At 60.1% G+C, this 22421-nt stretch carries 21 protein-coding genes; 12 read left to right on the top strand and 9 right to left on the bottom strand.

What is annotated here, in order from left to right; all coding sequences use genetic code 11:
- Nucleotides 1-42: 42 nt before the first annotated feature.
- The 3 genes from BJF91_RS08440 to BJF91_RS08430 all read right to left on the bottom strand — a co-directional run bounded on the left by BJF91_RS08440 (nucleotide 43) and on the right by BJF91_RS08430 (nucleotide 3251).
- Entirely contained in the window at nucleotides 43-759 is a 717-nt protein-coding gene (locus BJF91_RS08440) for an HAD-IA family hydrolase (protein ID WP_075614053.1), read from the bottom strand.
- A 254-nt stretch (nucleotides 760-1013) separates the two neighbouring features.
- Nucleotides 1014-2387, bottom strand: a complete 1374-nt coding sequence (locus tag BJF91_RS08435; RefSeq protein WP_075614052.1) for an aspartate aminotransferase family protein — start codon at nucleotides 2385-2387, stop codon at nucleotides 1014-1016.
- An 18-nt stretch (nucleotides 2388-2405) separates the two neighbouring features.
- Entirely contained in the window at nucleotides 2406-3251 is an 846-nt protein-coding gene (locus BJF91_RS08430; protein WP_075614051.1) for a GNAT family N-acetyltransferase, read from the bottom strand.
- Between the two features lie 313 nt (nucleotides 3252-3564).
- Here BJF91_RS08430 and BJF91_RS08425 point away from each other — a divergent pair, with 313 nt between their 5' ends.
- The 3 genes from BJF91_RS08425 to BJF91_RS08415 all read left to right on the top strand — a co-directional run bounded on the left by BJF91_RS08425 (nucleotide 3565) and on the right by BJF91_RS08415 (nucleotide 5848).
- Entirely contained in the window at nucleotides 3565-4233 is a 669-nt protein-coding gene (locus tag BJF91_RS08425) for a haloacid dehalogenase type II (RefSeq protein ID WP_075614050.1), read from the top strand.
- 4 nt (nucleotides 4234-4237) lie between these two features.
- Complete coding sequence (locus BJF91_RS08420; RefSeq protein WP_075614531.1) at nucleotides 4238-5512, top strand: NAD(P)/FAD-dependent oxidoreductase; 1275 nt, start codon at nucleotides 4238-4240, stop codon at nucleotides 5510-5512.
- Nucleotides 5513-5665: 153 nt separating this feature from the next.
- Nucleotides 5666-5848, top strand: coding sequence for a hypothetical protein (locus BJF91_RS08415; RefSeq protein ID WP_075614049.1), 183 nt, complete (start codon nucleotides 5666-5668; stop codon nucleotides 5846-5848).
- 269 nt (nucleotides 5849-6117) lie between these two features.
- Here BJF91_RS08415 and BJF91_RS08410 read toward each other — a convergent pair whose 3' ends face one another.
- The 4 genes from BJF91_RS08410 to BJF91_RS08395 form a co-directional block, all read right to left on the bottom strand.
- On the bottom strand, nucleotides 6118-7581 hold the full coding sequence (locus BJF91_RS08410; RefSeq protein WP_075614048.1) for an aldehyde dehydrogenase family protein: 1464 nt from the start codon (nucleotides 7579-7581) through the stop codon (nucleotides 6118-6120).
- Between the two features lie 28 nt (nucleotides 7582-7609).
- Nucleotides 7610-7966, bottom strand: a complete 357-nt coding sequence (locus BJF91_RS08405) for a cupin domain-containing protein (RefSeq protein ID WP_075614047.1) — start codon at nucleotides 7964-7966, stop codon at nucleotides 7610-7612.
- Nucleotides 7967-7990: 24 nt separating this feature from the next.
- Nucleotides 7991-9112: an acetylornithine deacetylase gene (gene argE, locus BJF91_RS08400; protein WP_075614046.1), complete on the bottom strand. Its 1122-nt coding sequence runs from the start codon at nucleotides 9110-9112 to the stop codon at nucleotides 7991-7993.
- A gap of 185 nt (nucleotides 9113-9297) precedes the next feature.
- A complete protein-coding gene (locus BJF91_RS08395; protein WP_075614045.1) occupies nucleotides 9298-10707 on the bottom strand; it encodes a helix-turn-helix domain-containing protein in 1410 nt (469 codons plus the stop codon).
- Between the two features lie 116 nt (nucleotides 10708-10823).
- Here BJF91_RS08395 and BJF91_RS08390 point away from each other — a divergent pair, with 116 nt between their 5' ends.
- From BJF91_RS08390 to BJF91_RS08365, 6 genes are all read left to right on the top strand, one after another.
- Nucleotides 10824-12356: an acyl-CoA carboxylase subunit beta gene (locus BJF91_RS08390; protein ID WP_075614044.1), complete on the top strand. Its 1533-nt coding sequence runs from the start codon at nucleotides 10824-10826 to the stop codon at nucleotides 12354-12356.
- Nucleotides 12357-12476: 120 nt separating this feature from the next.
- Nucleotides 12477-13370: a glutathione-dependent disulfide-bond oxidoreductase gene (gene yghU / locus BJF91_RS08385; protein ID WP_075614043.1), complete on the top strand. Its 894-nt coding sequence runs from the start codon at nucleotides 12477-12479 to the stop codon at nucleotides 13368-13370.
- Between the two features lie 99 nt (nucleotides 13371-13469).
- Nucleotides 13470-13847, top strand: a complete 378-nt coding sequence (locus tag BJF91_RS08380) for a hypothetical protein (RefSeq protein WP_075614042.1) — start codon at nucleotides 13470-13472, stop codon at nucleotides 13845-13847.
- Between the two features lie 2 nt (nucleotides 13848-13849).
- A complete protein-coding gene (locus BJF91_RS08375) occupies nucleotides 13850-14413 on the top strand; it encodes an RNA 2'-phosphotransferase (protein WP_075614041.1) in 564 nt (187 codons plus the stop codon).
- Between the two features lie 109 nt (nucleotides 14414-14522).
- The gene (locus tag BJF91_RS08370; protein ID WP_075614040.1) at nucleotides 14523-14897 is read left to right on the top strand and encodes a hypothetical protein; all 375 of its coding nucleotides are present in this window, start codon (nucleotides 14523-14525) and stop codon (nucleotides 14895-14897) included.
- Between the two features lie 2 nt (nucleotides 14898-14899).
- Nucleotides 14900-16897 carry an acetyl-CoA carboxylase biotin carboxylase subunit gene (locus BJF91_RS08365; RefSeq protein ID WP_075614039.1) on the top strand — a complete coding sequence of 666 codons (1998 nt, stop codon included), beginning with the start codon at nucleotides 14900-14902 and terminating at the stop codon, nucleotides 16895-16897.
- Nucleotides 16898-16923: 26 nt separating this feature from the next.
- Here BJF91_RS08365 and BJF91_RS08360 read toward each other — a convergent pair whose 3' ends face one another.
- Nucleotides 16924-17286: a type II toxin-antitoxin system RelE/ParE family toxin gene (locus BJF91_RS08360; RefSeq protein WP_075614038.1), complete on the bottom strand. Its 363-nt coding sequence runs from the start codon at nucleotides 17284-17286 to the stop codon at nucleotides 16924-16926.
- Nucleotides 17276-17545 carry a type II toxin-antitoxin system ParD family antitoxin gene (locus BJF91_RS08355; protein ID WP_075614037.1) on the bottom strand — a complete coding sequence of 90 codons (270 nt, stop codon included), beginning with the start codon at nucleotides 17543-17545 and terminating at the stop codon, nucleotides 17276-17278. The genes BJF91_RS08360 and BJF91_RS08355 overlap by 11 nt, the downstream gene beginning before the upstream one ends.
- Before the next feature lie 91 nt (nucleotides 17546-17636).
- On the opposite strand from BJF91_RS08355, the gene scpA reads away from it, so the two are divergent.
- From scpA to BJF91_RS08340, 3 genes are all read left to right on the top strand, one after another.
- A complete protein-coding gene (scpA, locus tag BJF91_RS08350; protein WP_075614036.1) occupies nucleotides 17637-19775 on the top strand; it encodes a methylmalonyl-CoA mutase in 2139 nt (712 codons plus the stop codon).
- A 102-nt stretch (nucleotides 19776-19877) separates the two neighbouring features.
- Nucleotides 19878-20357: a MarR family winged helix-turn-helix transcriptional regulator gene (locus BJF91_RS08345; protein WP_075614035.1), complete on the top strand. Its 480-nt coding sequence runs from the start codon at nucleotides 19878-19880 to the stop codon at nucleotides 20355-20357.
- 5 nt (nucleotides 20358-20362) lie between these two features.
- Nucleotides 20363-22420, top strand: coding sequence for an FUSC family protein (locus BJF91_RS08340; protein WP_075614034.1), 2058 nt, complete (start codon nucleotides 20363-20365; stop codon nucleotides 22418-22420).
- Nucleotide 22421 lies beyond the last annotated feature (1 nt).

The following is a 22421-nucleotide window of genomic DNA, read 5'->3' as shown; positions in this document are numbered from 1 at the left end:
TTGTCGCCAGCCATTGTTTTTGGCTTGGTTGTTTTTCTGGTCTCAGGCGGCGCGGTCGAGCTCGACCGCATCGGCAAGGGCCGCCATGGACGTAAAATGAAAGTCCGGCTTCACGAAGGTCGCTGGCTCAATCGTGCCGCCATAGCCCTTCTGGGCATGACGCCGCTCGATCCAGCAATTGGTCATGCCAAGCTGCCGCGAAATGCCGATGTCGTGATACTGGCTCTGCGCCACATGCAGGATGTCTGAAGCGCTATTGCCTTCCTGCTCCACGAAGGCGAAGACCTTGGCAAAGAATTCCGGGTCCGGCTTTTCCGTGCCGGTATCGTCGGTGGTGAAGGCTGCATGGAAAGGCTTCTCAAGCGCGGCATCGAAATGGGCAAACGCCCAGCGCTGCGCATTGGTCATGGCAATCAGCCGGTAGCGGCGCTTCAGCCGGGCCAGCGCTTCGACGCTATCGGCAAAAGGCTTCCAGCTGGAAACCGACTGGCGCAGACGCTCGCCGAGTGCGGCATCCGCTGACAGGCCAAGCTGAGGCGCGATCTTCATGTAAACGCGGGCAAGATCGTCTGGAAAGCGCAGAGCAGCAGCATCGTAACGGGCGGTGCGGTAGAGCGAGAGGGCCGCTTCTCCATCCACAGTTACGCCGGCATCAGCACCAATTGCCGTGAGACAATCGACAAGACCGCCTTCGAAATCGATGAGCGTGCCGACCACGTCGAAGGTGAGATATTTGAAATCCGCGAAGGCTTTTGCCATTTCTGCTTCCCCTGCTTGCGCTTGTTCTAACATTGGTCCGGCAAGCTCCGTCCCAATCCTTCATGCTGCCTGTGGCGTCCTCACTTCACTTTTGTTTTTGCTTTGGCGGGGTCTGGAATTTTCTGCCAGACAACATCCCAAGTATTGCAGGAGCTGCGGGTTGTTTTTCCCGAATGCGGATCACCAGACGGCAGAAAATTCCGAATCTCTGCCGCCGGCGGTATTTTGCGAAGCCCTGGGCTTCGGGGCGGTAATCAGGCCATTGCGGCCCGCACGTCCGGATCGGCCATCGTCTGGTCCAGCGTCTTGGCGGTGCGCTCGACGATGGCGTCGATCTCGCTTTCGGTGCAGCAGAGCGGCGGCGCATAGCCGAGAATGCCGTTAGCGAAGGCGCGGATGACGAGGCCGTTGTCCCAGGCGCGGTCGAAGACGCGCTTGGCCGGCTCGGCAGCGGCTGGAAGCGGGGTCTTCTTGTCTTTGTCGACTACCATTTCGATCGCAGCCAGCATGCCACGGCCGCGCACGTCGCCGACCAGCGGATGATCCCGCAGGCTTTCGAGGCCCGCCATCAGCCGCGCCCCCATCTTGCGGCCGTTTTCCAGGAGGCCGCCTTCATAGAGCTTCAGTACGGCGAGGCCGACGGCAGCACTGACCGGATGCGCCGAATAGGTATAGCCATGGCCGATCGCCGCAGCGCCAGCGCCATCGGCAATGGTGTTATAGATCTTGTCGGACATGAACACTGCGCCCATCGGGACATAACCCGAGGTCAGGCCCTTGGCCGTCGTCATCATGTCTGGCACGACACCATCGTCCGCGCAGGCAAAAAGCGGCCCGGTGCGGCCAAAGCCGGTAATGACTTCATCGGCAATGAAAAGGATGTCGAGCTCGGCGCAGGTATCGCGCATCGCCTTCAACCAGCCATCCGGCGGCACGATGACGCCGCCCGAGCCCTGGATCGGCTCGACATAAAAGGCAGCCACACGATCTGCACCCAGCTCTTCGACCTTGGCGCGCAGCGCGGCAACCGAGGCGGCGATGATGGTGGCTGGATCATTGCCGACGGGATTGCGATAAGCGTAATGCGACGGAATTTTATGCTGCCAGTCGAAAGGCAGGCCAAAGCCGGCATGGAACAGCGGCAGCGCGGTCAAGCCGGCACCGACGGTGGAGGAGCCGTGATAGCCCTGTTCCACCGAGATGAACTGATCCTTCTGTGGCGTGCCCTTGCAATGATAGTAATAGCGGATGAAGCGGATCGTACTATCGACCGCGTCGGACCCGCCGAGGGTGAAATAAACATGGTTGAGATCGCCGGGCGTACGGTCGGCCAGTTCGGCCGCAAGGCGGATGGCCGGTTCGGAGCCGAGGCTGAAATAGCCGGTTGCATACGGCAGCTCGCGCATCTGCTGCGTTGCCGCCTCGACGATGCTTTCCTGGCCATAGCCGGCATTGACGCACCAGAGACCGGCAAAGCCGTCCAGCAACTGTTTGCCGCTGGCATCGGTGACGGTGGCGCCCTTGGCCGATTTCAGAACGCGCACGCCGGCCTTTTCATGGCCACGATAGGAGGCGACCGGATGCACCAGATGGGCGCGGTCGAGTTCGATCAGGGAATTGCTCAACATTATCAGTACCTCCAGAAATCAGCCGAGCGCCTGGCTCGTGAGTGCAAAAGTCGAAACGGGTGCAGGTTGTGCCTCGGCCATGCCTGGGAGCGCCCTGCGCATGGGAAGGCCGCCGCCGACATGGGCGAGACCGTGCTCGGTCAGCCATGGCGCCAGACCAGTTGCTGCCAGGGTGTCTACTCTCAGGAATCGGCCGGAACATTCGGCGAAGACGAAGGAAAGAAGCGCTTTTGCGTCGGCAAGTGAGCCTGCAACGAGCGGACCGGCTACTTCGCCTCGGCCGAAGCCGCGCAGGCAGATAAAGCCGCTGACCTGGCCGCCGTCGCGCAGAACCGCGAACCGGCCGCGCGCAAACAACTGAGCAAACAGGGCCGAACGATCAGCGCCGAAGGGTTGGCTGTCGAGCGCAATGACGGCGTCTGTGACGTCAGGCCCGGCCCAGGCGACCGATGCAGGGGCTGTGACGCTCGATGCAACGACACCCTGATGCTGAACGATCTCGCCCTTGGCGACGAAGCCGAGCTTTTCATAGAGCGGCAAGCCGTCCTGGGTTGCGACCAGCCGGCATTCGCGGCCCTTGGCGGCGTCGAGTGCCAGATCCATGATCTTGCGGCCAAGTCCGCGTCCGCGTATCGCGGCGTCGACGATCACCATGTTGATCGTTGCGCAGGTCTCGCCATAGAGCGTTGCCATGGCGGTCGCAACGACCTTGCCGTTTTCCACGGCAACGAAGCCTTTGCTGACCGACAGCACGAAAGCCCAGTCCTCGCGGCGGTGCGGCCAGCCGGCCTGCTGCGAAAGGGCAAGAGCGCCGTCGAGATGATCGGCACAGAAGGGTAGAAGGTCTATCTGGCTTGCCTGCATGCCACTATCCCACAATCTGGTTTTACCTTGATCTCGGTGATAGCGCGCGCAGCGAAGTAGATCGTCCCGACGATGGCGTCTCGTTGATATCTTGCGCCGTTCCGCCCGGCCCGCGCCGCATCTTATGCCGTGACCCCCTGGCTTTGACGGAAATCAGGCGGGTTAGCGTGCTCGGTTCGCGAAACTCTCTGCCAAACCGCGCTGCCGATACGCAACAATCTGCTTTCAAAACCGGTCATTGCGGTGCGCAGGCTGCGGCGGCTCTGCCTATGATGATGTCAACCGATCGACACATTTTTGAGGATGCAGTGCCATGGCCCCTTTCCGCCCGAAATACATCACCTTCGATTGCTACGGCACACTGATCAATTTCCAGATGGCGGAAGCAGCCCGCGATATCTATGGCAGCCAGCTCGCCGCGCCCAAAATGGCTGAATTCATCAAGGATTTCTCCGCCTACCGGCTGGATGAAGTGCTGGGCGACTGGAAGCCTTATGCAGACGTCGTACACAATGCCATCGAGCGCACCTGCAAAAGAAACGGCGTCACCTTCCGCGATGAAGATGCAAAGACGGTGTATGAGCGGGTGCCGACATGGGGTCCGCATGCCGATGTGCCTGAGGGGCTTGCCAAGGTCGCCAAGGAAATCCCCCTGGTCATCCTCTCCAACGCCATGAACTCACAGATCATGTCGAATGTCGAAAAGCTCGGCGCGCCCTTCCATGCCGTCTACACCGCTGAGCAGGCGCAATCCTACAAGCCGCGCATGAAGGGCTTCGAATATATGTTCGACATGCTCGGCTGCGGCCCTGAAGACATCACGCATGTCTCCTCCTCATTCCGCTACGACTTGATGACCGCCCATGATCTCGGCATCAAGAACAAGGTTTGGGTCAATCGAGGCCACGAACCCGCCAATCCCTATTACGGCTACCAGGAAATCGCCGGCATTTTCGATCTGCCCGGCGTCTTTGGTCTGTAAAGCCATGAAATATCTGTCCTACTGGCACGACACCGCACCGCAGTTTTCAGGCGCCATTACGGGCGCTATCGAAGGTGACTACGATGTCGCCGTGATCGGCGGCGGCTTTACCGGCCTTGCTGCCGCGCGCCAATTGGCGAAATCTGGTGCAAAGGTAATCGTGCTTGAAGGACAGCGCATCGGCTGGGGTGCCTCCGGGCGCAACGGCGGCCACCTCAACAACGGTCTCGCCCATAGCTATCTCTCGGCCAAGGCGGAACTGGGCAAGGAACGGGCGATAGCGCTTTATCGGGCGCTCGACAGTTCGATCGACACTATCGAGGCGCTGATTGCGCAAGAGGGGATCGACTGCAATTTCCGTCGGGCCGGCAAGCTGAAACTGGCCTCCAAGCCGCAGCATTTCGAAGGGCTTGCCCGCAATTTCGAAGCCTTGCATGCCGACGTCGATCCCGACACGGCGCTGCTGTCGCCCGCCGATCTTAAAAGCGAGATCGGCTCGCCCTTCCATGGCGCCATGCTGTCTAAGAAGAGCGCGATGATGCATATGGGCCGCTATGTCGCTGGTCTTGCTGAAGCCGCCCATCGTCAGGGCGCCGTCATTGCCGAGCAGACCATGGTGACGGCAATAGACAAACAGGGCGAGCGGCATCGGCTGACCACGGCGCGCGGCCGCGTCACCGCCAAGGACGTGCTGGTGGCGACCGGCGCCTACACGACAGGCAATTTCAGCTATTTCCGTCGGCGGATTATCGCCGTTGGTAGTTTCCTGATTGCAACACGGCCTCTGTCCGAGGCCGAAGTGGCAAGCGTGATGCCGGGCAACCGCACCTGCGTCAACACGATGAATATCGGCAATTATTGGCGCCTGTCGCCGGACAATCGGCTGATCTTTGGCGGTCGCGCCCGTTTTTCCGCGACTTCCAACCAGCAATCCGACGCCAAGAGCGGCGAGATCCTGCGTCAATCTCTGGCGGCGATCTTTCCGCAACTGGCCAAGGTCGAGATCGATTATTGCTGGGGCGGCTTGGTCGACATGACCAAGGACCGCTATCCGCGCGCCGGCTATCAGGACGGCATGTGGTACGCGATGGGCTATTCCGGTCACGGTGCCCAACTCTCCACTCATCTCGGCATGATCATGGCCGATACGATCATGGGCAAGCCGGATGCCAATCCGCTGAAGGGTCTGGACTGGCCCGCCGTGCCCGGCCATTTCGGCAAGCCATGGTTTTTGCCGCTGGTCGGCATGTATTACAAGATGCTGGACAAATTTCAGTAAGAGTGACAGCAGGCGGTCGCTTTTGCGTGCCAGCCTAGCTCGGTCAGATACGCGATCTTCAGGCATTTCCCTTGCGACAAAACGCACATGTTGCGAGTGATAATATTCCTCTATGTCAGGCCACACCGATTGAACTTCTGAAAGGACTGGCCAATGACGAGCGACTGGGTGGACTTATTCCCCATCGTCTTCTTTCCGGCAAAAATCATCGTTTTGGGAACGGCCATGTTTTTCGCCATCAAATGGCATCACGACCAAGACAAGGCCGCAAAGCAGAAGGCCGAAGACAGCGAAGCAGAAACATCAGCCGAAGACGCCGTTGACGCCGCAAATTAATCGACCTGCACAGTAGACGACGCAAAGGTTTTTCCGTGCTGTTCACCCCCTCTGCCTTGCCAGGCATCTCCCCCTCAAGGAGGGAGATTGGGTGGGGCGAGCCGCCCATTTCTCTCCAAAGGTTAGCGATTGTCGAGACCTGTGAGAGAAAATGGGAAGCGAAAGACCTGATCCTTGTCGATCTCACCCCTTAAGGGGGAGATGGCCGGTAGGCCAGAGGGTAACGCCACATCGAAAAACGGTCGTGTCGCGTTACGTGGTCGATCCGCCTAAAGGCTGATCAGCACACTCTTGCTCTTGCGATTGGCATGATAGGCCTCGCGGCCCAAATCCTTGCCAATGCCCGATTGTTTGTAGCCACCAGTTGGCAGGATGTGATCGCGGGAACGGCCGTAGCGATTGACCCAGACGGTGCCGGCCTGCAGCGCCTTGGTCAGCCGCAATGCCCGCGACAGATCGCGGGTGAACAGGCCGGCGCAGAGCCCGTAGGTCGGATGGTCCGCCAGCGCCAGGGCCTCTTCTTCGGTGTCGAATGCCTGCATGGTTAGGACGGGGCCGAAGATCTCATGGCTGACGGCAGGCGACATCTGATCGACATTGGCAAGCAGGGTCGGGGTGTAGAAATAGCCATCGCCCTCCATCACATCGCCGCCGGTCAGGCAGGCCGCGCCTGCTGCGATGCTTGCCTTGACGATGCTGTCGATCCGGTCGCGCTGGCGCGCGGAAATGATGGGCGAATAGCTGCTGGCCGCATCCCAGGTCGGGCCGGGTTTGACGGACTTCATTCGGGCAATGATTGCCTCGGCCAATGGCTCCATCACACTGCGCTCGACGATCAGCCGCGAGCCGGCAACGCAGGCTTGGCCGGCATTGGAAACAATGCTCTGGGCGATTGCGGCCGCCGCCTTGTCGAGATCGGCATCGGCAAAGACGAGCTGCGGGCTCTTGCCGCCCAGCTCCAGCGTCATCGGTTTGACGCCGGTGCGGGCGATATTGCCCATGATCGCCTGGCCGGCGCCGGTCGAGCCGGTGAAGCTGACCTTGGCGATATCGGGGTGGCCCGTGATGGCATTGCCGGTGGTCGGTCCATCCCCCAGCACCACATTGATCAGCCCCGCCGGGATGCCGGCTTCGATGGCGAGCTGCGCTAGATAAACCGAGGAAAACGGCGTCATTTCCGAAGGCTTCAGCACGACGGCATTGCCGGCGGCAAGCGCCGGGCCGAGCTTCCAGCCGGCCATGGAGACCGGGAAATTCCATGGCGTGATCGCGCCCACCACGCCGTATGGTTCGCTCATGATCATGCCCATGCTGTCGCCGTCTGTTGGCACCAGCGCATCGCCTTCCTTGTCAGCCAGTTCAGCAAAGAAACGGATTTGTTCTGCCGTGACAGCAATGTCGCCGGCTATCAGCTGGCCAACAGGTCGTGTCGAGGACAGCGCCTCCAGTTTGGCCAGCGTTTCCGCTTTGGCCTCGATCAGATCCGCCCAGCGCTGCAGCGCCACCGTGCGCTCACGGGGACGCACTTGTCCCCATTTGCTGGTCTTCAGCGCTTGTTTTGCCGTCTCGACAGCGCGGTCCACCATGTCGGCATCGGCGAGCGGGCAGCCTGCATAGGCCTTGCCATCGGAGGGGCGATGCATGTCGATCACGCCCTCGGCTGCAACCAGGCCGTTGCCGACGAAATGGCCATTCGGCAGGGCGATTGCATCAGGGTCGAAGCTGAGGGTCATGACAGGATCTCCGCGCTTATTGGTCGAATTATGCCATCACGGTGACGTAGATCTTCTTCACCGTCTCGATGGTCTTCCAAACGCCGACAAAGCCGGGCTTCATGATGAAATGATCGCCTGCCCTATAGATCACAGGCTCGCCGCCATCGGGGGTGATTTCCACGACGCCCGACAGGATATGGCAATATTCGAAGCTCTCGCCCTTGATCGATTTCGTCTCGCCTGGGGTCGCTTCCCAGACGCCGGTATGGATCATCTCGCCACGGCAGACATCCTGCGGCCAGGTTTTGAAGGCCGGATCGCCCGCAATCAGTCGCTCAGGCAGGGCCTTGGATTCGCGTGGGGTGAAGCTCGGGTCGGAGTCGATGGTCTTTAAAAGCGACATGATGGTTTTCCTGTTTGAAGGCGTTCAGAGGCAATGATGGGCGAGGGCTTCGATCATGCCCTGGCAGGCGGCGAGTTCGCTGGTCAGAATATATTCGTTGGCCTTGTGGGCGCAGCCGATATGGCCGGGACCGCAGATTATGGCGTCGATGCCGGCGCGCTGATAAAGACCTGCTTCCGTGCCGTAGCTGACGGCGGCGAGCGGCTCGATACCGGTGAGATCGGCGAGCAATGCACTGAGAGGAGCCTGCTCGGGCAGTGAGAGCGCCGGGTAAGCACTCATCGGTGCCCAGTCGACGCCAAAGCCCTTTGCAGCAAGCGCCTCGGCTGCAAGTCTCACCGGCTCCAGCAGGCTTGCCGGATCGACGCCCGAAATGGCCCGGGCCTCGAATTCGGCCTCGCAAAAATCAGGGACGATGTTGACCGCTTGGCCGCCGCGCAGCGTTCCGGCTTGCAGCGAGGAATAGGGCGGCTCGAACACCTCTTCCAGCGGCCCGGCTTGCAGACCTGCTGCTGCATCGACGGCAGCACTCAGCATGCCGGCCATGGCATGGATGGCGTTGAGGCCGAGATCGGGGCGCGAGGAATGGCCGGTTCTGCCCGTGATGGTCAGGCGGGCTGCGGCCTTGCCCTTGTGGGCGCGGATGGCGCGCATTTCGCTAGGCTCGCCGATAATGGCGCCGAGCGGTGCGGCGCAAAGCTCCGGCAGCCGGGCGATCATATGCGGCACGCCGCGGCATCCGGCTTCTTCGTCATAGGAAAAGGCAATGTGGATCGGGCGTGTCAGCCGCATGGCGGCAATGGTGGGCACGGCTGCGAGGACAGCAGCCAGAAAGCCCTTCATGTCGCTGGTGCCGCGCCCATACAGCAGTTCGCCATCGCGCCGTAGCTGAAACGGTGAGCTGGTCCAGTCGCTTTCGCCGGCCGGCACGACATCCATATGGCCCGAGAGAATATAGCCGGGCACGTCGGCCGGGCCGAGCGTGGCAAACAGATTGGCGCGGTCGCCCTCCGGCCCCGGCAGGATGCTGACCTTGGCGCCATGGCTTTGCAGGTAATCGCTGATAAAATCGACAATCGCGCCATTGTCCTGGCCGACCACCGAGGGGAAGGCAATAAGCTGTTCCAGGATGTCCAAGGACTGCATCGGCTTTCCCTCATCGCACCGCATTCTGCCAGACGCCGCGCAATGTCTGCGCGGGCTGGTTCATGAGGTGAAACTAGAGATTTTGCCGCTGATCTTTCTGCCGAAGGCTAGTGATTTTTGGTGGAATCTACGGTTCGCGCGCCGACCGGAAGCGGAATGTACTGGAGCTATCGCCGAGGTACGGCTCAAAGTAGTTCGTAGGGCAGGGTCAACCGCTTGTCGTGGTCGATGGCAATACGGCTGGTCAGCGATGGCGTCGCCCGGCTTGGGCAGCGCTTGCGCTCGCAGATCCGGCAGGAGATGCCGATCGGCTCGAAACTGGTCTTTTCGCGCAGGTCGAGGTCGTCGGCGTAAACGAAGACATCGGCGTAAGAGATCTCGCAGCCGAGACTGAGCGCATAGCGGGTCTGGACGGCGCGAAAGCCGCCGAGCCGCTTGGTGACTTCGGTGGCGAGGCAGAGATAGCGCATGCCGTCGGGCGTTTCGGCCAATTGCCTGATGATCCGTCCCGGCGCCTCGAAGGCTTGATGGGCATTCCAGAGCGGGCAGGCGGCGCCGAAACGGGCAAATTGCAGCTTGGTGGCGCTGTGGCGCTTGGTGATGTTGCCGGCCCGGTCGATGCGGGCAAAGAAGATTGGCACGCCCTTGTGCCCCGGCCGCTGCAGGGTCGACAGGCGATGGCAGACCTGTTCGAGAGACGTGTCGAAGCGCGCTGCCAGCAGTTCGATATCGTGGCGCAGGTCATGGGCGGTTTCGAGAAACCGGCCATAGGGCATCAGCAAGGCGCCGGCGAAATAATTCTGCAGCCCGACCCGACAGACTTCGGCGGCTTCCTGGCTACGAAAGCCGGCCTTGCGCACGACAGCATCGATATTGTCGGCGGCGCCAAGCTGCGCAAGCAGCACCGCCATCTGGAAGATCCGGGTCTGCACTGGCGCATAGGGATTGAGTTTCAGGACGCGGCGCTCGGGATCGTAGCTGCGCAGCGCCTCGTCCCCGCCGTCGTTGTGAATGGTCTGCACGCCAAAATCGCGCAGGAGATGGTCAGCCAGTGCCGTCTGGCTATTGATGTCGGGAATGTTGAGGCGGGCTGCCAGCCGCTCGGCGGCAATGTCGAGGTCGTGGATATAATTGTCGACGAAATGGAAGAAGTCGCGCACCTCTTCATAGGGCGTGGTTTCCGTCAGTCCTGATCGATCCGGGTTGATGTCCATTCCGGCCAGTTGCTCGCTCTTGCGGCGATAGGCCTGGTGACAGGTGATCAGCGCATGGGCAATACCCGGCGCATTCTGGGTGATCAGTTTCAATTCCTGCGGCGTCGGTCGGTAGTTTTCAAACAGCGGATCGGACAGGGCTTCCGACAGGGCCGATAGCAGCCGGTCGGTCTCGCCGGTCGACAATTCCGCAATATCGAGTTGGAATTTTTCTGCCAATGCCAGCAGCACCGTCGCCGAGACTGGGCGCTGGTTGCTTTCGATCTGGTTGAGATAGCTGGTGGAAATGCCGATTCGCTCGGCAAATTGCACCTGCGTGGCGTTGCGGGCCTGCCGCAATTCCCGGACTTTCTTGCCGATGAACAGTTTGCCTGTGGCCATTTCACAAATTCACATTTTCTATTTAACAATTTTATAAATTCACTAGCACACCTTATCAATGGTTTTCTCTCAAGCCGGATGCAATTAAGGTCGCCGCGACAGAGGATGAGGATCACATGCCGACGATTTTGGATCAGCTTGAAAGCCGCCGTGCCGAGGCCCGTCTTGGCGGCGGGGAAAAGCGCATTGCCGCCCAGCACGCCAAGGGCAAGCTGACAGCGCGCGAGCGGCTGGACGTGCTGCTGGATGAAGGCTCCTTCGAAGAATACGATATGTATGTCACCCACCGGGCGGTGGATTTCGGCATGGATGCCCAGAAGATTGCCGGCGACGGCGTGGTGACCGGCTGGGGCACGATCAACGGCCGCCAGGTCTATGTCTTCTCCCAGGATTTCACCGTGCTCGGCGGCTCTCTGTCGGAAACCCATGCCCAGAAGATCTGCAAGATCATGGATATGGCGGCCCGGGTCGGAGCGCCTGTCATCGGTCTCAACGATTCCGGCGGCGCGCGTATTCAGGAAGGCGTGGCATCGCTGGCGGGCTACGCCGAAGTTTTCCGCCGCAATGCCGAAGTCTCCGGCGTCATTCCGCAGATCTCTGTCATCATGGGGCCTTGCGCCGGCGGCGCGGTCTACTCGCCTGCCATGACCGATTTCATCTTCATGGTGCGCGATAGCTCCTACATGTTCGTCACCGGCCCCGATGTGGTGAAGACGGTTACCAACGAAATCGTCACGGCTGAAGAGTTGGGAGGTGCCGGTACCCATACGAAAAAATCCTCCGTGGCCGATGGCGCCTTCGAAAACGACATTGAGGCGCTGGAGCAGGTGCGGCTGCTGTTCGATTTCCTGCCGCTCAACAATCGCGAAAAGCCGCCAGTCCGTCCCTTTTTCGACGATCCGGCCCGCATCGAAATGCGGCTGGACACGCTGATCCCCGACAGCTCCAACAAGCCCTACGACATGAAGGAGCTTGTGCATGCGCTGGCCGATGAAGGAGACTTCTTTGAGCTTCAGGCCGATTTCGCCCGCAATATCATCATCGGCTTTATCAGGATGGAGGGCCAGACGGTTGGTGTCGTCGCCAATCAGCCGATGGTTCTCGCCGGCTGCCTGGATATCGATTCGTCGCGCAAGGCCGCCCGCTTCGTGCGCTTCTGCGATGCCTTTTCCATTCCGATCCTGACGCTGGTCGATGTTCCCGGGTTCCTGCCCGGCACGGCGCAGGAATATGGCGGCGTGATCAAGCACGGCGCCAAACTGCTGTTTGCCTATTCGGAGGCCACCGTGCCGATGGTGACGCTGATCACCCGCAAGGCCTATGGCGGCGCCTATGACGTGATGGCCTCGAAACATATTGGCGCAGACGTGAACTATGCCTGGCCGACAGCGGAAATCGCGGTCATGGGGGCAAAGGGCGCGACTGAAATCCTTTACAGATCAGAGCTTTCCGACCCGGACAAGATCGCGGAGCGAACCCGGGAATATGAGGAACGCTTCGCCAATCCCTTCGTTGCGGCCGAACGTGGCTTCATTGATGAGGTGATCATGCCGCATTCTTCGCGTAAACGTATCGCTCGTGCCTTTGCGTCGCTCAGCAGGAAGTCGCTGACGACGCATTGGAAAAAGCACGATACGATCCCTCTTTAGGGTCTGGCTGGTTCAGTTGAACCTCGCAGGTCCTAGATTTTCTTGTTGTCGTTTGTCATTTCGGGAAACGCTCCCCACTTTTCCCGGGCAAACTTTCATAACGCTTCACGCGAGGACGCCATGAGTGACACGAAATTTCCGCCGGAAAACAATTTGCCTGCCGGCTATCAACCGCCGAAGGTCTGGGCTGCAGACACCGGCAATGGCGGCCAGTTCGCCAGCATCAACCGCCCGGTTGCCGGTCCGACCCATGACAAGGAACTGCCGGTTGGCAAGCATCCGCTGCAGCTCTATTCGCTGGCAACGCCCAACGGCCAGAAGGTAACGATTCTTCTGGAGGAGCTGCTCGAGGCTGGCCATAAGGACGCCGATTACGATGCCTGGCTGATCATGATCGGCAAAGGCGATCAGTTTGGCTCCGGCTTTGTCGGCGTCAATCCGAATTCGAAGATCCCGGCGCTCATGGACCACAAGCCGAAAGACGGCGGCGCGCCTGTGCGTCTGTTCGAATCCGGTTCCATTCTCGTCTATCTCGCCGAAAAGTTTGGCGCCTTCCTTCCGACCGACGCCCGCGCCCGGGCAGAAGTGATGAACTGGTTGTTCTGGCAGATGGGTTCCGCGCCCTTCGTCGGCGGCGGTTTCGGCCATTTCTATGCCTATGCGCCGGTCAAGATTCAGTATGCGATCGATCGTTATGCGATGGAAGCCAAGCGGCAGCTCGACGTACTGAACCGCCAGTTGGCGGATAACGCCTTTGTAGCCGGAGCTGAATATTCGATTGCCGATATGGCGATCTGGCCCTGGTATGGACGCCTCGCGCTCGACCAATCCTATCCCGACGCCGGCACGTTCCTGGCCACCCATGAATACGAGCATGTGGTGCGCTGGGCAAAGCAGGTCGCAGCACGTCCTGGCGTCAAGCGCGGCGTTGTCGTCAACAAGGCCTCGGGCGATCCTGGCACTTTCCTGCCAGAACGCCATGACGCTTCAGACTTCAATGGCCTGACCATCTGATCCTACGCCGCCTGCCTCTTTTCGAACGAGAAGAGGCAGGCGGTCGAGGGGCTTCCCCTCCAATAACAAACATAGCGACAGCAGAGACTGGAGACACCCTTGGCCAACCTTCCCGACATGACCAAACACCGGGGCTTTCCCACGGGAATGCCGGGCACCGGAGTGCAATTCATCATTCGTCGCGCCAATCCGAGAGGCGTGACGCCGATCAAGGCCTTGCCGCGCCGTGCCCGGCCCGGCACCAAGGAACACCGGATCGACGCCGCTTTCCTGCATGCGCTCTGGCACTATTTCGGCTCGGAACCCTTTGAGCGCGGCAATCTGGACGCCGCCCGCCTCAACCTGCTGTTCGGCCGCGAGGTCGTCGCTGCCGACAAGGATTTCGATCCTCTGTCCTATGAAGCCATGCTTGTTATCAACGAGAAGGTGGCGCGGCAGAGCTTCCCGGAATCCTTCGACGACGTGTTCGAGGTGTAAGAATGACGGAGAAAACCAGCAAACTCCTCAGTTATGTCTTGCGCCATGCGCCTCAGGATATTGGTCTGCATCTCGACGAGCAGGGCTGGGCCCTCATTGATGAATTGATCGAAAAGGCCAATCGCGCCGGTCATGTACTCGATGAAGCGCTCCTTAGAGCCGTTGTGAGTGAGAGCGACAAGAAGCGGTTCACGATTTCTGAGGATGGTCAGAAAATCCGGGCTGCTCAAGGCCATTCCGTCAAGGTTGATCTCGGTCACGCGCCCATCAGGCCGCCAGTCCTTCTGTTTCATGGTACGGCAACACGCTTCCTTGACGCTATTCTGGCCGAGGGATTGAAAGCCCTCAGCCGACAGCAAGTACATCTCTCTGCCGATGAAGCGACGGCACATCGCGTTGGGCAGCGCCATGGCAAGCCCATTGTCCTGTCTGTGATGGCAGGGCAAATGGATACTGACGGGTACAAGTTCTATCAGGCAGAGAACGGCGTATGGCTGACGGATAGCGTTCCGCCAGCTTATCTTTCTGTGATCAATGAAAAGTCGGATCTCGGAGGAAGCAAGTGAATACCTTTCCTTTGCTGTCATGCCGATCCCGATCAAGACGATGGAGCACCAGTGCTTCCCGGAATCCTTCGACGACGTGTTCGAGGTGTAATGCGATGAAAGCTGCATAATGGCAAAAACCTCTGAAATGCCGAAGCATCGCGGCTTCCCGGCCGGTCTTCTTGGCACGCAATGGCAATTCACCCTGCGCCGCGCCAATTCCGATGTCACCAAGCTGGTCTCCATTCCGCGCCACCGCACCATGGACCAGACGGTGGCCTTGGCGGATATCGGCTTTGTGAAGGCGCTTTGGGAGTATTTCGGTGCTGAGCCCTTCGAGCGCGGCAATCTGGATGGCGAGCGGCTTTGCCGGTTGTTCGGCCGGGAATTGCTGGCTGCCGAGCGTGGTTTCGACCCGGCGTCCTACACAGCCAAGCTGAAGATCAACGAGAAGCTCGCCCGGAAGAATTTTCCGCAGGCTTTTGATGACGGGGTTGAGATCTGACCATGGCCATTCAGAAAATCCTCATTGCCAACAGAGGCGAAATCGCCTGCCGCGTCATCGGGACGGCGCGCAAGCTCGGCATCAAGACCGTCGCTGTCTATTCCGATGCTGACCGCGAAGCACTGCATGTCAGACTGGCCGATGAGGCCGTGCATATTGGACCGGCGCCCTCCAACCAGTCCTACATCGTTATCGACAAGATTCTCGATGCTATCCGCAAAACGGGTGCGGATGCCGTGCATCCCGGCTATGGCTTTCTCTCCGAAAACCCTGGATTTGCCGAGGCTCTGGACAAGGCCGGCATCATCTTCATCGGTCCGCCCGTGAAAGCCATCGAAGCGATGGGCGACAAGATCACCTCGAAGAAGCTTGCGGCCGAAGCCGGTGTGTCGACCGTGCCCGGCCATATGGGGCTGATTGCCGATGCCGATGAAGCGGTGCGGATTTCCTACAGCATCGGCTATCCCGTGATGATCAAGGCGTCTGCCGGAGGCGGCGGCAAGGGTATGCGGGTCGCCTGGAATGCCGAGGAGGCTCGTGAAGGCTTTCAGTCCTCGAAAAACGAGGCGAAGAACGCTTTCGGCGACGACCGCATCTTCATCGAAAAATTCGTGACCGAACCGCGCCATATCGAAATTCAGGTGCTCGGCGACAAGCACGGCAATTGCCTTTATCTCGGTGAGCGCGAGTGCTCGATCCAGCGGCGCAATCAGAAAGTCATCGAGGAAGCGCCGTCGCCGTTTCTGGATGAGGCGACGCGCGAGGCGATGGGCGAGCAGGCCGTGGCGCTGGCCAAGGCCGTCGGCTATCACTCTGCCGGCACGGTTGAATTCATCGTCGATGGCAAGGCCAACACATTTTACTTCCTCGAAATGAACACCCGGTTGCAGGTCGAGCATCCTGTTACCGAGCTTGTGACCGGGCTCGATCTGGTCGAGCAGATGATCCGTGTTGCCAATGGCGAAAAGCTGGCGCTGCGCCAGGAGGACGTAAAGCTCAATGGCTGGGCGATCGAGAGCCGGCTTTATGCCGAAGATCCCTACCGTAATTTCCTGCCGTCGATCGGCCGGCTGACCCGCTACCGCCCGCCGCAGGAGGGCGAAAAGGCCGATGGTACGGTGCTGCGCAACGATACCGGCGTCTTTGAGGGCGGCGAGATCTCGATGTATTACGACCCGATGATCGCCAAGCTCTGCACTTGGGCCAAGACCCGCGGTGAGGCGGTCGATGCCATGGCCAAGGCCCTCGACGCTTTCGAAGTCGAAGGCATCGGTCACAACCTACCCTTCCTCTCTGCGGTGATGGGGCAAGAGCGGTTTCGTGCTGGCCGTCTCACGACGGCCTATATCGCCGAGGAATTTCCTGATGGCTTTGCCGGCGTCACGCCGGATGCAGCCAGCGCCCGCATTCTTGCCGGCTTTGCCGCCGTCGCTCACCACATCAGGGAAAGCCGCGCCGTTCAAATATCAGGCATTCTCGGCAACCATCCCCGCCGTCTTGGCCGCGATTGGGTGGTAACGCTGGGCGACGATACCTATGCCCTGACGCTGGATGAGGGCAGGGTGCAATTCAAGACGGGCGAGAGCTTGTCGCTCGAGACCGGCTGGAAGCCGGGCGAAACGCTGGCCGAGATCACCATTGATGGTGCTAATGCCGCGATCAAAGTCGATATCAAGGGCATGGGCCTTCGCCTGCGCTGGCGGGGCATCGATGTTATCGCCCATGTTCGCAACCCGCGTGTGGCCGAACTGGCTCGGCTGATGCCGAAGAAACTGCCGCCGGACACCTCGAAAATGCTGCTCTGCCCGATGCCGGGCGTGATCACAGGTATTGCCGTTGCGGAAGGAGATGTGGTCGAGGCGGGTCAGCCGCTGGCAACGGTCGAGGCGATGAAGATGGAAAATATCCTGAAGGCCGAACGGCGCGGCACCGTCAAGCGGCTTGCCGCCAAGCCGGGCCAGAGCCTTGCCGTGGATGAGTTGATCCTGGAGTTCGAGTGATGCAGTGGCGCAGCTTGGCCAAGGGATCAGTCACTGTCCCGCTTGCTCTGGCCGAGCCGCGCCAGCATGTGCCGCTGATGATCCTGCCCGCCGAAGAACACGGCGAGAATCCGAATCTCCCGGCGCGTCTCATCGACGTCGAAATAGAAAATCGCGCGGTTTTTGGTGACTTGGCGCAGGCCTGGCGCGATGAGCGGACGCAAGCTGCCCTGATGCGGCGCCTGGCCAAGAGCCTTCATATCCGCGTCGATCATTCTGACGCGGGCGGCGGCGCGCTCGAAAGCGGCTCGCAGATCGTCGCCCAGCGACAAATAGGATTCCACCAGATGGTCGAAAATCAGATCGAGATCCTGGTCGCAGGCAGTGGAGCGGACGACATCAAAGCCCATACTGAGCTTTCTTCGCAGCGATTATCGCCTCGATCTTTCGACTGCTTTCGTCCTCATCCAGAAACGGCCCCTTGCGCCGCTCCTCGATCAGAGCCCGCAACGCCGCCGTTTCCGCCTCTTTCATCTCGGTCTGCTCCCGAAGCAATTCCAGCCCTTGCTGCACGACGGCGCTTACGCTTGAGAACCGGCCCTGTTCCACCAAGCGGCGAGCGAATGCATCCTGCTGGTCTGAGAGGGAGACGGACGCTTTTACGGTCATCGATAAGCTCCTTGATGATCCTGTAAGAAATACTACTGAGTAGCATTACCGTCAATCCGATGTCATTACGTTAAGCGAGGGGGAATAGGCCATGACGCAGAAGACCATTGAAGATTGGCGGGTTCTTGCCGAAAAGGAACTGAAGGCTTCGCCCGAGAGCCTGACATGGCAGACGCCTGAAGGCATCGCCGTCAAGCCGCTCTATACGGCCGAAGACCTTGAAGGCATGGAGCACCTGGGTTCGCTGCCGGGCTTTGCACCATTCACGCGCGGTCCGCGCGCTACCATGTATGCCGGGCGGCCATGGACGATCCGGCAATATGCCGGCTTTTCCACCGCAGAAGCCTCGAACGCCTTTTACAAGCGCAATTTGGCTGCGGGTCAGAAGGGGCTGTCTGTCGCCTTCGACTTGGCCACCCATCGCGGCTACGACAGCGATCATCCGCGTGTCGAGGGCGATGTCGGCAAGGCGGGCGTGGCGATCGACAGTGTCGAAGACATGAAGATCCTCTTCGATGGCATCCCGCTTGGTGACATGTCGGTGTCGATGACCATGAATGGCGCGGTCATTCCGATCCTCGCCAATTTCATTGTTGCCGGCGAGGAGCAGGGCGTGTCGCGCGACAAGCTGTCTGGAACCATTCAGAATGACATTCTGAAGGAGTTCATGGTTCGCAACACCTATATCTATCCGCCTGAACCCTCCATGCGGATCGTCGCCGATATTATCGAATATACCGCCCGCGAGATGCCGAAGTTCAATTCCATCTCGATTTCCGGCTATCATATGCAGGAAGCCGGCGCGACGCTGGTGCAGGAACTGGCCTTCACGCTGGCGGATGGCCGCGAATATGTGCGCGCCGCGCTGGCCAAGGGGCTCGATGTCGACGAATTCGCCGGTCGGCTGTCTTTCTTCTTCGCCATCGGTATGAATTTCTTCATGGAGGCGGCCAAGCTGCGCGCCGCCCGTCTGCTTTGGACGCGGATCATGCAGGAATTCCAGCCGAAAAAGCCGGCCTCGCTGATGCTGCGCACCCATTGCCAGACCTCAGGCGTGTCCCTGGCCGAGCAGGACCCATATAACAACATCGTCCGCACCGCCTTCGAGGCGATGTCGGCGGTGCTGGGTGGAACGCAGTCATTGCACACCAATTCCTTCGATGAAGCCATTGCGCTGCCGACCGAATTTTCCGCCCGCATCGCTCGAAATACCCAGCTGATCCTGCAGCATGAGACGGGCGTGACCAAAGTGGTCGATCCGCTGGCCGGCTCATACTATGTCGAGAGCCTGACGCAGGACCTCGCCGATAAGGCCTGGGCGCTGATCGAGGAGGTCGAGGCTTTAGGCGGCATGACCAAGGCCGTGGCCGATGGCCTGCCGAAGCGCCTGATCGAAGAGGCCGCCACCCGCCGCCAAGCCGCCGTGGACCGCGGTGAGGAGGTTATCGTCGGGGTCAACAAATACCGGCTGGAGAGTGAAGACGAGATCGACATTCTCGACATCGACAATGCCGCCGTGCGCCTTGGCCAGATCAAGCGCCTGGACGAGACCAAGCGTCGGCGCGATCCTAAGGCGGTTGCGTCGGCTCTGGCAGCAGTGACCCGGATTGCCGAAACCGGTGAAGGCAACCTTCTGGCCGCTGCCGTTGAGGCTGCCCGCGCGCGTGCCACGGTCGGCGAAATCTCGGATGCGATGCGGCAAGTGTTTGGCGATCACGCGGCTGTGCCCAAGGTGGTGCAGCAGGTCTATGGCGACAGCTACGCCGAAGATCCGGAATATCGAACTGTTGTGACGCGGCTTTCGGATTTTGCGGCAAGCCTTGGCACCAAGCCGAAAATCCTGGTCGCCAAGCTTGGCCAGGACGGTCATGACCGCGGCGCGAAGGTGATTTCCGCCGCTTTCGGCGATATTGGTTTCGAGGTGGTCGCTGGTCCGCTGTTCCAGACGCCGGAAGAGGCGGCCAAGCTCGCCATTTCCGAAAATGTGCATGTCGTGGGCCTGTCGTCACTAGCTGCCGGCCATAAGACTTTGGCGCCGCAGCTTGTCGACGCGTTGCGGGCGGCAGGCGCGGCTCATATCATCGTCGTGGTCGGCGGTGTCATCCCGCGCCAGGATTACCAGTTCCTGCTCGATCATGGCGTGTCGGCCATCTTCGGGCCTGGCACCAATGTTTTGGAGGCCGCACGCGCCGTGATTGATCTCATGCAAGGCCGATTGCGCAACCAATAGCTCTGGTTGCCGATCCCATGCCATATGCCGAACTGGGTAGGTTCGGCATTATTTTTATCAATATAGTTTGAAAGCTAATTATTTAAGTGCTATGTAGTGCTCATGACAAAAGAGCAAGACAGCCAAAATCACGATCTGCACCGGCAGTTCACCAGCCAACTGTTTACCGCTGCCCGCGTCTGGCGCCGGTCGATCGACGCGGTTTTGTCCAAACATGGCATTTCCGAAGCCTGCGCCTCACCGCTGGTGTGGATAGGGCGGCTGGGCGGCGGCATCAGGCAGATCGCCCTTGCCGAACAGGTCGGCATCGAAGGGCCATCGCTGGTGCGACTTCTCGATCAGTTGGAAACATCGGGCATGGTGGTCCGCAAGGATGATCCGACCGATCGGCGTGCCAAGGGTCTATGGCTGACACCAGAAGGCGAGCGCATGGCCGCGAAGATCGAGGCCGTGCTGGATGAGGGAAGGGCCGGCGTGCTCGAGGGTGTGTCTCGCAAGGATCTTGAAGCGGCGCTGCGCGTTCTCCTGGTATTCCAGAGCCGCTGCACGGATCTTCGTGCCAGCCTCGATAGGAAGGATTGACGGCTATGTTGGCACCGACTTGGAGAGATTGGGTATTTTCCGGCAAGGCCTTCGCTGCCGCCATGCTGGCCCTTTACATTGCGCTGATGTTCGACCTGTCGCGGCCCTATTGGGCGGTATCTGCGGTCTACATCGTGTCCAATCCCTTTGCCGGCGCCACCAAATCCAAGGCGCTGTACCGTGTGCTCGGCACGCTACTTGGCGCTGCCGCAGCCGTGATTTTCGTGCCGCTGTTCGTCAACGCGCCCGAGCTTCTGTCGCTCGTCGTGGCGCTCTGGACCGGCACGCTGCTGTTCATCTCGATGCTCGATCGTTCTGCTCGGTCCTATGTGTTCATGCTGGCCGGCTATACGCTGCCGCTGATCGCGCTGCCGAGCGTCAGCGATCCCGGAGCGATTTTCGACGTGGCCCTGGCGCGGTCGGAAGAAATCACGCTTGGCATTCTTTGCGCGAGCTTCGTCAATCAGATCGTCTTTCCCGCCAGCATCGGCAGTCTGTTTAGCGACCGGATCAATGTCTGGCTGCGTGATGCCGGGACCTGGGCCGAAGACATTCTGCGCGGCGAGGGGGCCACGCCCTCGACGCCACTGAAGCGCCAGCAATTGGCCTCAGACGTCGCCAGTCTAGACTTGATGATCAGCCAGTTGAGCTATGACCCCGGCACCAAGGACGTGGTCGGTCAGGCAAAGGAATTGCGCGGCCGTTTGCTGATGCTGTTGCCGGTATTCTCTTCGCTGGCCGATCGTCTGCACGCCGTCAAGCAGCAGTCGCGACTGGACGACGAGGTCGTGACCCTGCTCAACGACACTGCCGACTGGTTCAAGGCCGGCGGCGGCGTCGAGACCGAACTGGCTGGCAATGATCTCCTAAGGCGGATTGATGCCATACAGAGCCGCGATCGGCTGAACTGCTGGGAAGACCTGGTTTTTGCCAGCATGCTGACCCGGCTGAAGGATGTCGTCGAGCTCTGGCAGGACTGCCTGACTTTGCGTGATCATATCGCCAGCGGCGGTCGCACCTCGGACACGCTGCGTCTTCTGCACACTCGCAAGGTGCTGAGCGGTTCGCGGCATTTCGATCACGCCTTGATGGCGATGAAGGTCGGTGTTGTCATTGCGGGCATTCTCGTATCATGCGCCTTCTGGATCTTCAGCGGCTGGGCGCAAGGAGCGGGTTTTGTCTCGATGGTTGCCGTTTCCTGCTCGTTTTTCGCGGCACAGGATCAGCCGGCTCTGATGATCCGCAGGATGCTGATCTGGACAGTATTGTCGATTGCGGTGGCTTTCATTTATCTGTTCGCCATCCTGCCGGTTGTCAATTCCTTCGAAATGCTTGCCCTGACGCTGGCGCCGTTGTTCCTGTTCATCGGGCTTGCGATGACCAACCCGCAGATGGGCATGTTCTTCATGCTGCTCGCGGTCAACAGTGCAACTTTGATTGCCATCCAGGATCAATATTCTGCAGATCTCACCAGTTTTGCCAATGGCGGCCTCGCCACCATCCTTGGCATTGGTTTTGCCCAGCTCTGGGTAACGGCGGCGCAACCGTTCGGCGCCGAACTGGCGGCCCGGCGGTTGATGAAGGCCGGCTGGCGCGATCTTGCCGATACGGCGTCCGGCGAGCGTTCAAGCGATGTCGACCAGCTGTCGAGCCGCAGCCTCGATCGGCTTGGTCAGCTTGTGCCACGCCTTGCAGCGCTCAACGTGCGCGAACTCGCCGATGTCGATGGGTTCGCCGATGTTCGCCTTGGTTTTAATGTCGTGACACTGCAGCAGCAGCGGCCAGCACTTGGCCATGAGAGTGCGGCTCTGGTCTCTGATATCCTTGGCCGCATCGCTGGGCATTATCGACGCCTGCTGAAGCGTTTCGGCAAACTGCCCGAAGACGCGGATCTGCGCGCCAGCATAGATAAAGCGCTGGACTCGGTGATGCGCAATGAAGGTGAAGCCGGACGCGCCGTGACTGATGCACTTGTCGGCATCAGGCGCGTGCTGTTCACCGGTTCCACGCCGCCACGTCTCGGCTTGGCCGAGTCCCAACCCGTTTCCTTTGCCGCAGAGTAAT

It is taken from the genome of Gillisella taibaishanensis (genome assembly GCF_001938985.1).
Lineage (GTDB): Bacteria > Pseudomonadota > Alphaproteobacteria > Rhizobiales > Rhizobiaceae > Allorhizobium > Allorhizobium taibaishanense.
This window is presented reverse-complemented; position numbering and strand designations above follow the sequence as displayed.